Source organism: Plantactinospora sp. WMMB334 (assembly GCF_049179095.1).
Taxonomy (GTDB): Bacteria; Actinomycetota; Actinomycetes; order Mycobacteriales; family Micromonosporaceae; genus Plantactinospora.
In genome coordinates this window covers 747,308-759,385 of record NZ_JBMHME010000002.1, presented here as the reverse complement: position 1 = coordinate 759,385, position 12,078 = coordinate 747,308, and the positions used below count along the sequence as shown (strand labels likewise).

Annotated in this window: 13 protein-coding genes; 3 read left to right on the top strand and 10 right to left on the bottom strand. The window is 72.2% G+C overall.

Going from position 1 to position 12,078, the window contains the following annotated elements; genetic code table 11:
* Nucleotides 1-261: 261 nt before the first annotated feature.
* The 6 genes from ACN27G_RS03275 to ACN27G_RS03250 all read right to left on the bottom strand — a co-directional run bounded on the left by ACN27G_RS03275 (nt 262) and on the right by ACN27G_RS03250 (nt 3,694).
* Nucleotides 262-999, bottom strand: a complete 738-nt coding sequence (locus tag ACN27G_RS03275; RefSeq protein WP_421491296.1) for a hypothetical protein — start codon at nt 997-999, stop codon at nt 262-264.
* Nucleotides 986-1,342, bottom strand: a complete 357-nt coding sequence (locus ACN27G_RS03270; protein WP_421491295.1) for a PadR family transcriptional regulator — start codon at nt 1,340-1,342, stop codon at nt 986-988. The genes ACN27G_RS03275 and ACN27G_RS03270 overlap by 14 nt, the downstream gene beginning before the upstream one ends.
* A gap of 65 nt (nt 1,343-1,407) precedes the next feature.
* On the bottom strand, nt 1,408-2,052 hold the full coding sequence (locus tag ACN27G_RS03265) for a hypothetical protein (RefSeq protein ID WP_421491294.1): 645 nt from the start codon (nt 2,050-2,052) through the stop codon (nt 1,408-1,410).
* 3 nt (nt 2,053-2,055) lie between these two features.
* The gene (locus ACN27G_RS03260) at nt 2,056-2,382 is read right to left on the bottom strand and encodes a YbaB/EbfC family nucleoid-associated protein (protein ID WP_421491293.1); all 327 of its coding nucleotides are present in this window, start codon (nt 2,380-2,382) and stop codon (nt 2,056-2,058) included.
* A 25-nt stretch (nt 2,383-2,407) separates the two neighbouring features.
* Nucleotides 2,408-3,334: a WXG100 family type VII secretion target gene (locus ACN27G_RS03255; protein WP_421491292.1), complete on the bottom strand. Its 927-nt coding sequence runs from the start codon at nt 3,332-3,334 to the stop codon at nt 2,408-2,410.
* 42 nt (nt 3,335-3,376) lie between these two features.
* On the bottom strand, nt 3,377-3,694 hold the full coding sequence (locus ACN27G_RS03250) for a hypothetical protein (protein ID WP_421491291.1): 318 nt from the start codon (nt 3,692-3,694) through the stop codon (nt 3,377-3,379).
* Between the two features lie 152 nt (nt 3,695-3,846).
* Between ACN27G_RS03250 and ACN27G_RS03245 the strand changes: the two genes are divergently transcribed.
* Nucleotides 3,847-5,085 (top strand): CehA/McbA family metallohydrolase, encoded by a 1,239-nt coding sequence (locus tag ACN27G_RS03245; RefSeq protein ID WP_421491290.1) that lies wholly within the window; start codon nt 3,847-3,849, stop codon nt 5,083-5,085.
* 173 nt (nt 5,086-5,258) lie between these two features.
* On the opposite strand, the gene ACN27G_RS03240 is transcribed toward ACN27G_RS03245, so the two are convergent.
* Nucleotides 5,259-6,086 (bottom strand): DUF72 domain-containing protein, encoded by an 828-nt coding sequence (locus ACN27G_RS03240; RefSeq protein WP_421497214.1) that lies wholly within the window; start codon nt 6,084-6,086, stop codon nt 5,259-5,261.
* 302 nt (nt 6,087-6,388) lie between these two features.
* A complete protein-coding gene (locus ACN27G_RS03235; RefSeq protein ID WP_421491289.1) occupies nt 6,389-7,081 on the bottom strand; it encodes a GNAT family N-acetyltransferase in 693 nt (230 codons plus the stop codon).
* 212 nt (nt 7,082-7,293) lie between these two features.
* Between ACN27G_RS03235 and ACN27G_RS03230 the strand changes: the two genes are divergently transcribed.
* Together ACN27G_RS03230 and ACN27G_RS03225 are read left to right on the top strand one after the other, a co-directional pair.
* Complete coding sequence (locus ACN27G_RS03230; protein WP_421491288.1) at nt 7,294-9,663, top strand: bifunctional glycosyltransferase/CDP-glycerol:glycerophosphate glycerophosphotransferase; 2,370 nt, start codon at nt 7,294-7,296, stop codon at nt 9,661-9,663.
* 10 nt (nt 9,664-9,673) lie between these two features.
* Entirely contained in the window at nt 9,674-10,063 is a 390-nt protein-coding gene (locus ACN27G_RS03225) for a hypothetical protein (RefSeq protein WP_421491287.1), read from the top strand.
* Between the two features lie 102 nt (nt 10,064-10,165).
* Here the strand turns inward: ACN27G_RS03225 and gatA are convergent, their stop codons facing one another.
* Nucleotides 10,166-11,623 (bottom strand): Asp-tRNA(Asn)/Glu-tRNA(Gln) amidotransferase subunit GatA, encoded by a 1,458-nt coding sequence (gatA, locus tag ACN27G_RS03220; RefSeq protein ID WP_421497213.1) that lies wholly within the window; start codon nt 11,621-11,623, stop codon nt 10,166-10,168.
* Between the two features lie 23 nt (nt 11,624-11,646).
* Nucleotides 11,647-11,988: an Asp-tRNA(Asn)/Glu-tRNA(Gln) amidotransferase subunit GatC gene (gatC, locus tag ACN27G_RS03215; RefSeq protein ID WP_421491286.1), complete on the bottom strand. Its 342-nt coding sequence runs from the start codon at nt 11,986-11,988 to the stop codon at nt 11,647-11,649.
* Nucleotides 11,989-12,078: the final 90 nt, after the last annotated feature.

Here is a 12,078-nt window from a genome sequence, read left to right as displayed (position 1 = left end):
TTTCCGGTAACCCGCGACCCTGGGGCCCGGCAAGTCACGGCCGTGACCCCGGAGCCCGCGATCCTGGCCCGGCAAGTCACGGCTGTGGCCCGGGGCCTCGCGGACCTGGCCAGGAAACTCGTGGGATCGACGCTAGAGCGACCGGCTCCCGACGGCGTCGTCCACCTGCCGACACCGCCGGGTACGCGCCGCGAGCAGGGGCTACCCCGGACGGAGTACCGGGCAGCGGCCACGGTGCCGATCCCACCTCCGCCGGCAGCTCTATCCGGGTCCGACGCTCCTGATCAGGACGGCGATGACCACCACGCAGCACAACGCGACCGGCAGGCCCCAGCGGACGACGCCCAGCAGCCATTTCGGGCCGGGTGCCGATTCGCTACCGGTACGGGGATCGATCTCCAGGTCGGCGAGCACGCGGCCGGAGAGCAGCGGCCACCAGCCGAGCGCCAACACCAGCAGTCCCGCGCCGAGCAGCACCCAGCCGGGTGCGTGCAGCAGTGGCTGCTTCCAGACCACCTGCGGATAGGCGGTGATGCCGATTCCCACCGCGGCGGCAAGCCCCAACCGCCAGTCGAAACCACGTCGGTGCCGCCGTCCGGGCCGGAGCAGGAACCAGGTGATGAGGACGATCCCCGCCACGCCCGCCACGAAGGAGACGAGCTGGCCGGTGGTGACCGTGCCGGGGCTGTCCCGCCTGATCGCGTCGACCCCGGTGAGCACCGACATCACACCGGCCAGGGTCCCGCACGCCATGAGCACGCCCGTCCGGTGTGGTCGTGGCCCGCCTGAGGGGTGCCCGGTCGCCGGTGACCGTGCGGCGAGCACCTCGGCGTATTCCGCCGGGTCGCCGAAGGTGTCGTACGGGTCCTCACCGGAGTCCGCGCAGAAGGTGTCGACCTCGGCGAGCGCCTCGCCGATCTCCGCCCCGGACACCTCGCGGAGCCTGGCCTCGGTGCGGAACTCGGCGCGCCAGTCGTCGGCGGGGCTACGTCTGCTCATGTCGGATCTCCTCGGCTGGGGGGAGCAGTCGCCATGTCCGGTCGACGAAGCGGGCCCAGAGCGCGGCGCGGGCGGCGAGTTCCGTCCGCCCGGCCGTGGTCAGGGTGAAGTACTTCCGGCCCGGCCCGCCCTCGCCCGCCTGCCAGTGGGCCTCGACCAGCGTCTCCGCCTGGAGCCGGGCCAGCAGCGGATAGAGGGTGCCACCCCGGACCACCCCGAGGCCGGCCCGCTCGAGCCGCTGGGCGATCGCGTAGCCGTAGGTGGGTCCGTCGGCGAGTGCGCCCAGCACGCACAGCTCGAGCACTCCCCGCAGCCAGTCGCCCGGCCACCGATCATCGACCACTGCTAAATCGTACGTCTACCTAGTTAGCCTGTCGATATAGCAGTGCCGGCGCGTTGCCAACGCCATCACGGCCGGCCTCCTCCGGCGGAGCCGCCACCGAGAGCGTCGCGCAGGTCGCCGGCCCGGTGGCGGCCCAGGCAGAGCGGGCCGGTCAGTTCCAGCCAGGAGCCGTCCCGGAAGGTCACCCGGAGTCGGGCGCCGTGCAGCCGGTGCCAGCGCCGCCGCGCCCCGGCGACCTCCGCACGCCGCACCGACCACAGTGGCTTGAGCTTCGCCGCCGCCACCGGCCTCGCCGGTACGCCGAACGGGCGTATCTCGGTGCTGTTGCGACCGACGCGGAAGACCCGCAGACGCCGGTCGGTGACGACCACCAGCAGCCGTTCGTCGGTCGGCACGGCCCGGACGTAGTCGGCGGCGACCGAGTCGTGCCCGCCGTGCGCGGCGCGTCCGAACAGCGATCGGATCAGCCAGTCGGTCGGGCCGCCGCCACCGAGGTTGTCGACCGCCTCGACGCCGCTGAGCACGACGTCGGCCAGTCCTGCCCCGGCGACCTTCGCCCCGTCGCCGGGGGCCGGGTCCGGCGGCCGGGGCGGCGGGTCCGGAGCCGGGCCGTGCGGGCGCCTCGCCTCGCTCAGCGCGAGGATCGCCTCACCCGGGTCGAGCTTGCTGGTGACCGCGTCGGCGTAGCGATGGCGGTGGTCGGTGCCCACGGGTCAGCCCAGCGGATAGTCGTCGGCGGCGCTGCCCAGCACCTCCCGCATGGAGTCCTGCAACCGCCGGGTCGCCTCCCGCTGCGCCCGCCGGATCGTGCCGGTGATCTCCGCGCCGAGCTGGTCCGGGCTGTAGCGCATGCCCCGCGAGGTGATGTCGACCCGGTCCACCCGGCCGCCGTGGTCGACCGCCACCCGTACGGCGCCGCTCTCGCTCTCCAGTTCGAGCGGCTCCGCCTGTAGCTCCTCGATCCGCCGGTTGAGCTGGAACTGCAGACCGTCCAGGCTGTTCGCAAGATGCTCCAGCCGGTCCAGCGCGGGATATTCCACGTCGTCCCCTCCTGCCCTCGCCCGGTCAGCCCACCGAGTCGATCAGATTCTGCACGCTCCTGGTGTAGGGGCCGATGTCCTCCCGGTAGGTGCCGTCGGTCGCGTAGTTGCGATCCTTCCGGCCGTCCGAGATGTCGTGGATGCCGACCGCGGTGTCCAGCGCCGCACCGCCCTTGCCGCTCAGGTTGACCGGCGAGACCTGGTTGAAGACGAAGCGGGGCACACCGACCTTGAGAGCGTGCTCCGCCATGATGGCACGGCCCTGCGCGGTACGCCCCTGTTGCTTCCAGATGGCGTACTCCTTCTTCAGCTTGCGCAGCTCCATCACCCGCTGGCGGTAGCGGGTGAGCAGCGCCTTGACGTCGTCCAGCCTGCGGGCAAGCTTCACCAGGATCCGGACCAGCTTGCTGACGATCCGGGCGCCCCGGCCCAGGGTCATCGCCAGCCGGGCGAGCCAGCGTACGACGAAGGCGGCGATCGACGCGCCGAAGCTGAGGAACGCCGCCGCGGCGGCGATGATCGCCTCGATCAGGAAGGCGACGAGGAACTCGAAGATCAGCTCACAGAGCAGGTTGAACGCGTCGACGGCCGCGTTGGCCGCCTCGACCAGCACCTCCTTGGCGGCGTTCAGCCCCTCGGCGAGCTGCCGGACGGTTTCCTCGACGTTGGCCAGTCCGGTCTGGAACGCCTGCTGTGCGGGGCCGCTCCAGGCCGGCGGCTGGAGCGCCGCCCGGTCGGCCTGCTGCTGGGCCGCGATGCCGAGTACGTCCTGCGACGCGGCGAGGCAGCGTTCCGCGCCCCGCATCAGGTCGTCCGGGTCGCCGGCCACCTGTTCGAGAAGCTGCTCGAAGGGGGAGAGCACGGTCCGGGTGAACCCCTGGAGCGGTTCCGGCACGGAGCCGACGAACTGCTCGAAGTAGGTCCTGCTGCGTTCGAGCGCGACGGTCGACACTCGCCCTCCTCGGTCGTTCGGTGCTGGTCTGGGCCTGGCCGGTCAGCCGCCGAACCGGCCCTGCGCGGCGGCGTCGCTGTTCAGGTACGCGTCCCGCTCGGCGAGGACCGCGTCGGCGATCACCTCCATCACCTCGCCCCCGTCCGCCAGGGCCTGGAGACACTCGTCCAGGCACGACTCGTACTGGTCGTAGAGGGTGAAGGAGGCGGGCATGATGCCGAAGGAGGAACGCCCGACGGCGCCGTCCCGGAGCCGGCCACGGATCTCGTCGAAGTCGTCCGCCCGGGCGAAGCTGGTCCTGGAGAACGCCTCCAGCGCCGTCGGGTCTACCGTGAACCCGTCACCTGAACCGCCAGTCATGCACGGCACCCTAGTGGATCAGCGTGCCGGAGACTGCCCGCCCACCGCGAGCGGTCCGGCCGCTGGTCGATCGACTGGTCGATAGAGACTCTTAACCGTCCGGTCGACTGCGGCTATCTCCGCGTTGCCGGCAGCCATATGCACTGTCCCGCATGACTTCCACCCCTGCCGACACCGGGCACACCCACACCCACTCCGGCACGAGCCGGCGTACGCTGATCGCGGCCGCCGGCGGACTGCTCACCCTGGCTGCCGGCCCAGGCACCGCACACGCCGCCGCCACCGGCCTCGCGGCCGGGCCGAACCAGACGCCGGGCACCGGCGCCTCCCGGGCGTCCCTGATCACCCAGGGCACCACGCTGGTCCATGCCGACCTGCACAACCACACCCTGATGTCCGACGGCGACGGTGACCCGGCGCTCGCCTTCGCCTCGATGCGGGACGCCGGGCTGGACGTCGCCGCGCTCACCGACCACACCACGCTCTTCTCGATCGAAGGACTCTCCCGCTCGGAGTGGGACCGCACCGGCCAGCTGGCCGACGCCGCCGACGATCCGGGCCGGTACACCGCGATCCGGGGCTTCGAGTGGTCGCACCCGCTGCTCGGGCACGTCAACGTCTGGTTCACCGGCAACTACACCGACCTGCTCCAGTCGTCGAGCATGAGCCGGCTCTACAGCTGGATCGGCAGCTCGGGCGGGGTCGCCGGCTTCAACCACCCCGGCCGGGAGATCGGCCGCTTCGACAACTTCCGGTACGTCGCCGGGGCCCGTGAGCCGATGATCGGGCTGGAGATGTTCAACCGGGGCGACGACTACCTCTTCGACGGCTGGGGCAGCGGCCAGACCTCGCCGCTGGTCGCCTGCCTCAACGCCGGCTGGCGACCCGGCCTCACCGGTGTCTCCGACGAGCACGGCACCAACTGGGGCTTCCCGGAGGGCAAGGGCCGGACCGGTCTCTGGGTCACCCAGAACACCCGGCAGGAGGTGCTGGCCGCGATGCGGGCCCGCCGCTTCTTCGCCACCCGCGTTTCCGGGCTGCGCCTCGACGCCACCGCCAACGGGGTACGGATGGGCGGCGTCCTGCCGGTGGGCCGGGCCGACGTCACCTTCTCGGTCGACCTCGACCGGGGACCGGACTGGGTCGGCAAGCCGTTGCGGGTCCAGGTCCTCCGCCCCGGCACCTCCGCCCCGGTGGTGCCGCAGGTGGTCGACATCGAGGCCGGCCGGGGCGTCGTCCAGTTCACCGTCCCGCTGGACATCGCCGACGGGCACTGGGTGGTGCTGCGCGTCTCCGACCCGAGCCAGCCGAACGGCAGCCCCGGGCCGGCGAACCACCCGTGCAACGACTGGGGTGTGGCGTACACCAGCCCCTGGTTCCTCCAGCCCTGACCAGCGGGTCCGGAACGCCGGAGCCCTGGCGCCGGGCACGAGCCCCGGCGCCGGGGGCGTCGCGGACGGTCAGGTTGAGCCGGCGCCCGGAGGAGCGCACAAGATCTTGGGAAGCTGTGGTTCGGCGCGAACCACAACTTTCCGAAGATCTTGACGCCGGGGTGGTCGACGTGTCAGAAGAGGGTGAGGGGCTCGACCGGCAGCGGCTCGGGCAGCGCCTCGACGCCCGGCACCCGGGCCCGTACCTCCGCGTGGAAGCGCCGGGCGAGCGCGGGCGCCCCGGCATTGTCCGGGGTGTGCACGAAGACGGTCGGGGAGCGTCCCTCGCGCAGCCATCCCGCCACGACCCCGACCCAGTGCTGCCAGCCCTCGACCGTCCGCGCCTCGTCGTCCCGGCCGAGGTAGCGGACGATCGGCCGGTCGGTCAGCGCGTCCGACCGGCGCGGCACGCGCGGCTTCTTGGTCCAGGCGTCCCGCTCGGCGTCACTGGTCGGCGGCTCCCGGAAGAGCGCGGTGGTGTCGAAGGGCACCCATTCGGCCGCCGCCCCGGTGAGCACGCCTTCGAGCAGCGCCGACGCGGCCGGCTCGGTGAAGAAGGCGGGGTGGCGGACCTCGACGGCGTACCGGTGCGCGCGGGGCAGCCGGCGCAGGAATCGGGCCAGCGTGCCGACGTCGGCGGGCCCGAACGAGCCCGGCAACTGGATCCAGAGGGCGTGCGCCCGGGAGCCGAGCGGCTCGATCGCGTCGAGGAAGACCCGGAGCGGTTCGTCCGCGTCGGCGAGCCGGCGCTCGTGGGTGACGACCTTCGGCAGCTTGACCACGAACCGGAAGTCGGGATCGGTCTGCCGGGCCCACGACGCCACTGTCTCCCGGGCCGGCGTCGCGTAGAAGGTCGTGTTCCCCTCGACCGCGTTGCACCAGCCGGCGTAGTGGCGCAGCCGCTCGTGCGCCGGGGACGGGTGCGGCAGGAAACGCCCCTGCCACGCCTTCAGTGTCCACATCGCGCACCCCACGTACAGCCGCACCTGCCGCCGCCTTCCACCGGACCGCCCCGCCGCAACCCTCGTACCGTATACGGCCGCCGCCGGCCCCTACCGGGTTGCGCCGGCACGGACGGCGCCCGTCCGCGCGGGCGGTGGCGGCACCCGGCGCAGGCCGGCCGTGCGGACGAAGACCTCGCGGCGCTCGACCGCCGCACCACGCGGCCTCGCCCAGCGTGCCGTGGGCGACAGGGACGACCTCACCCTGCTTCTCGGCATACCGGAGTGCCCCGCCGTGCCGGTTGGCGGGCCGCCCCGACGGGTCAACGGGATGGCAGCACCTCCGGGCGGTACGCCGCCGGGACCTGCGAGCGCACGGTCCAGCCGAGGGTGCCGTAGAGGGCGCGCCCCTCGTCGGTGGCGACCAGGACCCCGGTACGCAGGCCGAGCGCCGCCGCCCGGTCGCCGAGCGCCCGCATCAGCACGCTGCCGAGCCCGCGTCGCCGGTGCTCCGGCGCGGTCTCGATCTTGTCCACGGTGCCGTACTCCCCGGCCCGCCCCAGACGCCCGGATGCCGCCGTTGCTCCGTCCGCATCGCGCACCACCGCGACGACGAGATCGCCGTCGCGCCCGGTCTGGACCTCGATCGTGTACGGCGTCGGCTGCTCGACCGGCTCCGCACGGAACGCGACAGTCATCAGGTGGTTGACGCTGGCCGCCGTCCAGCCGTCGGGCAGGGCGGAGTGGAACTCCTCCGGGTCGCCAACCGCCTTGATCCAGTGGCCCGGGGCGGTGAGTTCCCGGGCCAGCCGGCCGAGCGAGTCGGCGTCGTAGGTGTGCAGCACGTGGCGTACCCGATGACCTGGCGAACCCACCTCGACCCGGAAGCCGCCGGGCACCTCGACCGGCGCGGGCGTCCCCCGGGAGACGGCCCAGCCCCGCCCCCAGGTCATCACCAGTTCGGAGAGTGAGTCGGTCTGCTCGTCGTCGGCCAGATCGATGGTGCCGTGCGGCATTGCCGTCTCCCGTTCGTGGACCGACCACTGCACGCCGACCCTATTGCAGGTCCTGGCATCAACGGGCGGGTAAGGCCGGTCCCGCCACGCCGTTCACCTGGACGTCATCGGGCGTCTTATCCATGTTTGCCGTCACACAACGTTCACGTAACCGTGACGGGCCGGTAGCCGGATTGGGCGAGGGTGGCCGGGCCCAGAAAGGTGCCCGTCAGATGCCCCTGCTGACCATCGTCCTTCCCGTCTACCGGGTCCAGGCATACCTTCGCGACTGCCTCGACTCGATCCTGCGGCAACGCTTCACGGACATCGAAGTGATCGCCGTGGACGATTGCTCCCCGGACCACTGTGGAGCGATTCTCGACGAGTACGCCGCCCGCGACAGCCGGCTCCGCGTGGTCCACCTGACCGAGAACGTCGGTCTGGGTGAGGCGCGCAACGTCGGGTTACGCCACGCGACGGGCGAGTACGTCTGGTTCGTCGACAGCGACGACTGGATCGCGCCCGGCGCGCTCGCCGCCGTCGCGGACCGGCTGCGCGCGGTGGAGCCGGACGTGCTGGTGGTCGACTACGCCAAGGTCTGGTGGAACAACAGCAGCCGGCACAGCACCCTGACGGCCCTGGTCCGCGCCGAGGCGCTGCCGCCTGTCTTCACGCTCGCCGAGCACCCCAACATGATCAAGCTGTTCCACGTCGCCTGGAACAAGATCTTCCGGCGCGACTTCCTCGTGCGGCACGAGATCGCCTTCCCGACCGGCCTCTACGAGGACGTTCCGGTCGGCTTTCCGGTGCTGATCCTCGCGGACCGGATCACCGTGCTCGAACGCGTCTGCGTCTACTACCGGCAGCGGCGTCGCGGTGCGATCACCTCCACCCCCGGATACCGGCACTTCGAGGTCTTCGACCAGTACGACCGGTTGTTCGCGCAGCTCGACGGCATCGGCGAACGCGCGGCGCCGTTCCGGACCCTGGTCTTCGAACGGATGATGTTCCAGTGCCTGCTCGTCCTGGAGAACCCGGAACGGGTCGCCCGCTCCCAGCAGCGGGAGTTCTTCGCGGCACTGGCGAGTGCCTACGCCCGGCACCTGCCCGCCGCCGGCTACGCGAGGCCGGGCGGGCGGGGCCGGGTCAAGCATCTCCTCGTCGCCCGCCGCGGCTACGCACCCTGGCTGGTGCTGCGGACGATTCTCAAGCTGCGCCGCCGCATCGGGAGCCAGCTCAGGAGGGTGCAGCAGGTGGTCCGGCTGCGCACCCGGCTCAGGATGCTGTACCACCGACTCCAGACGCACCGGCCGCTCGACGAGAAGCTGGCGGTCTTCTCCTCGTACTGGGGCAGCGGCTACGGCTGCAACCCGGCCGCGATCCACGAGAAGATGACCGAGCTGGCCCCCGGGATGCGGGGCGTGTGGGAGGTCAACCCGGGCCAGGAGCAGGCCGTGCCGCCCGGCGTCGAGACGGTGACGATCGGCACGCTCCGACACCTCCGGGCCCTCGCCCGGGCCGGATATCTGGTCTCGAACGTCAACTACCCCGGCTGGGTCGTCAAGCGGCCCGGCGCGGTGCACCTGTCGACAAACCACGGCACCCCGGTGAAGGCGATGGGGGTCGACCAGCTGAAGTTCCCCGCCGGCATCCGGGGGATGAACATGGACTGGCTGCTGGAGCGCTGCGACCGCTGGACCTACAGCATCAGCCCGAACGCCTACACCAGCGAGATCTGGGAGCGGGCCTACCCGTGCGGCTACGAGACCCTGGAGACCGGCTACCCGCGTAACGACGTGCTCGCCAACGCCACCGGGGAGGACGTCGCGGCGGCCCGGGAGCGGCTCGGGCTGGCGCCGGGGCAGCTCGCCGTCGCGTACCTGCCGACGTACCGCGACTACGAGTTCGGCAGCGACGCCCTGTTGAACGTCGGGCGTTTCGCCGACCAGCTCTCCGACGAGACGGTGCTGCTGGTCCGGGGGCACCACTTCGACCGCACCATCGTGGCCGGCGACCATCCCCGGGTCCGGGACCTCTGCGACCATCCCCGGGTCGAGGACATCTATCTCGCCGCCGACGTGTTGATCACCGACTACTCCTCCGTGATGTTCGACTACGCGGTGCTGGACCGACCGCTGGTGATCTTCGCGGCGGACTGGGACACCTACCGGACCAGCCGGGGGGCGTACCTCGACGTCTTCGCGGAGGGGCCGGGGGTGGCAGCCCGTACCGAGGAGGAGCTGGTCGAGCTGTTCCGCTCCGGCGAGGTCTTCGGCGAGCGGGCGACCTCGGCCCGGAGGGTGTTCCGGCAGCGCTTCTGCTATCTGGACGACGGTCGCGCGTCGGAGCGGGTGGTCCGCCGGGTCTTCCTCGGTGAGCCTCTGCCGGCTCCCCCGACGACCGGGGCGGCGGTACCGGTGGTCTCCGCCGGACAGTTGCCGGAGATGCGCTCCGTCGCCGACGACTCGCAGCTATCGGACCCACCCACCGTCGACGACGACGTCACGGAACTCGACGGCGCCGACCTGCCGGACCCGCCCACGCCCGCCCACGGCGGCGCCCAGGACCGGTCCGCAGAACCGGAGGCGCTCGTCAACCGCTGACTCCCGGCCGGTGCACTCCGGCGCTGACTCCCGGCACGCCGTCGAGGACCACCGCGCCGGTCGGCCGAGCGCCCGGGCCAGGGCAGGAGTGCGTCACCGGAAGGGTACGACCTTCGGCAACCTCGTCCTGACCAGGAACGGGATCATCGTCACCGGGACCGACGGGACCTCGCCGTCCGCCGCCGGGCTACAGCCGTCGGAGGCGCCGACGCTGCCCTGGACCGACGTCGTCCGGGTGCACGAGTCCGACGACGGCACCCTGTCGATCTACCGGCGCGGCCGGCCCGGCGAGCGCGTCGCGGCGCCGGACCCCTCCGTCCGGTGGTATTCCGGCACCGTCCCCGCCGCCTCGGAAGCCGCCGCGCTGATCGTCAGCATGCGCAACAAGGCGCTCTCCTGAGCTGGCCTGGTGAGGGCGGCTCCAGATCTTGACGACTTCTTGTCGCGGGAGGTGCGAGAAGTCGTCAAGATCTGGCCCTGTCGCAGGCCGCGGACCGACCGCCTAGAGCTCCGGCGGGGTGAGGGTGCCGATCACGGACTCCAGCGCGGCGCCGACCCGGTACATCCGGTCGTCCGCCATCGTCGGCGCCATGATCTGCAACCCGACCGGCAGCCCTTCCGACAGCCCGCACGGCACCGAGATGCCCGGCCCGCCGTAGAGGTTGGTCGGGATGGTGAAGAGGTCGGCCAGGTACATCTGGTAGGGATCCGACGTCCGCGAGCCGAACGGGAACGCCACGAACGGCGTGGTCGGCGAGATCAGCACGTCGGCCTGCTCGAAGGCGGCGGTGAAGTCGCGGGTGATCAGCGTACGCACCTTCTGCGCCTGCCCGTAGTAGGCGTCGTAGTAGCCGGAGGAGAGCGCGTACGTGCCGATCATGATCCGCCGCTTGACCTCGGGGCCGAAGCCGGCGTCCCGGGTCAGCGACATGACCTCCTCCAGCCCGCGGTTGCCGTCGTCGCCGACCCGCAGCCCGAACCGCACCCCGTCGAAGCGGGCCAGGTTGGAGGAGCACTCGCTCGGGGCGATCAGGTAGTACGCCGGCAGCGCGTACTGGAAGTGCGGGCAGGAGACCTCGACGACCTCGGCGCCGAGCTTGGTCAGCGCGTCGACGGCGTCCCGGAAGGCGGCCGTCACGCCCGGCTCGGCGCCCTCGCCGGAGAACTCGGTGACCAGGCCCACCTTCACTCCGGTCAGGTCGCCGCCGGCACCGGCCCGGGCGGCGGCGACCACGTCCGGCACCGGGGCCGGGATCGAGGTCGAGTCGCGCGGGTCGTGCCCGCCGATCACCTCGTGCAGCAGTGCCGCGTCCAGCACCGTACGCGCGCACGGGCCGGGGGTGTCCAGCGACGACGAGAAGGCGACCAGGCCGTACCGCGAGGTGCCGCCGTAGGTCGGCTTCGCCCCGACGGTGCCGGTCACCGCCCCCGGCTGCCGGATCGAGCCGCCGGTGTCGGAGCCGATCGTCAGCGGCGCCTCGTACGCGGCCAGTGCCGCCGCGCTGCCCCCGCCCGAGCCACCCGGGATCCGGCCCAGGTCCCACGGGTTGCCGGTCGGCCCGTACGCCGAGTATTCGGTGGAGGAGCCCATCGCGAACTCGTCCATGTTGGTCTTGCCCAGCAGCACCGTGCCGGCCGCCCGGAGCCGCTGCACGATCGTCGAGTCGTACGGCGGGCGCCAGCCCTGGAGGATCTTCGACCCGACGGTGGTCGGCACGCCCCTGGTGGTGAGCACGTCCTTGACCGCCACCGGCACCCCGGCCAGCGGCCCCAGCTCCTCCCCGGCGGCGCGCCTCGCGTCGACCTCGCGGGCGGCGGCCAGCGCGCCGTCGGTGTCGACGTGCAGGAAGGCGTGCACCCGCTCGTCGACGGCGGCGATCCGGTCCAGGTGTGCCCGGGTCACCTCGACCGCCGACGCCTCGCCGCCGGCGATGAGGGCCGCGATCTCGGTCGCGGTCATCCTGGTCACGTCAGCCACGGTGGTCACCCGTTCCCTTCCGCCGCGCCCTCGCCACGTGGGCTGGGCGGTTCGTCCCCGTCCAGGATGCGCGGCACCCGGAACCGGTCCTCCTCGCTGTCCGGCGCCCCGGAGAGCGCCTCGTCCCGGGTCAACCCGGGCACCACCACGTCGTCGCGGAGCACGTTGGTCAGCGGCACGGAGTGGGAGGTCGGCGGGATGTCCGCGGCGGCCACCTCGCCGACCCGCGCGACGGCCTGGAGGATCACGTCGAGCTGGCCGGCGAAGGTCTCCAGCTCCTCCTCGGTGACGGCGAGCCGCGACAGTCGCGCCAGGTGCGCGACCTCCTCGCGGGAGATGGCGGACATCGGTGCCCCCTTCATGCGGTGACGTCTACGCCGGCGGGCTGGACAGCATCAGCTTCCGCCGTCGACTTCCCGGCGCGGTGTGGCACGCGC

Coding starts and splice junctions, on each gene's coding strand:
- ACN27G_RS03275 (WP_421491296.1), bottom strand. CDS start 999: ATGAGCAGACGTAGCCCCGCCGACGACTGGCGCGCCGAGTTCCGCACC.
- ACN27G_RS03250 (WP_421491291.1), bottom strand. CDS start 3,694: ATGACTGGCGGTTCAGGTGACGGGTTCACGGTAGACCCGACGGCGCTG.
- ACN27G_RS03245 (WP_421491290.1), top strand. CDS start 3,847: ATGACTTCCACCCCTGCCGACACCGGGCACACCCACACCCACTCCGGC.
- ACN27G_RS03240 (WP_421497214.1), bottom strand. CDS start 6,086: ATGTGGACACTGAAGGCGTGGCAGGGGCGTTTCCTGCCGCACCCGTCC.
- ACN27G_RS03235 (WP_421491289.1), bottom strand. CDS start 7,081: ATGCCGCACGGCACCATCGATCTGGCCGACGACGAGCAGACCGACTCA.
- ACN27G_RS03230 (WP_421491288.1), top strand. CDS start 7,294: ATGCCCCTGCTGACCATCGTCCTTCCCGTCTACCGGGTCCAGGCATAC.
- gatA (WP_421497213.1), bottom strand. CDS start 11,623: ATGACCGCGACCGAGATCGCGGCCCTCATCGCCGGCGGCGAGGCGTCG.
- gatC (WP_421491286.1), bottom strand. CDS start 11,988: ATGTCCGCCATCTCCCGCGAGGAGGTCGCGCACCTGGCGCGACTGTCG.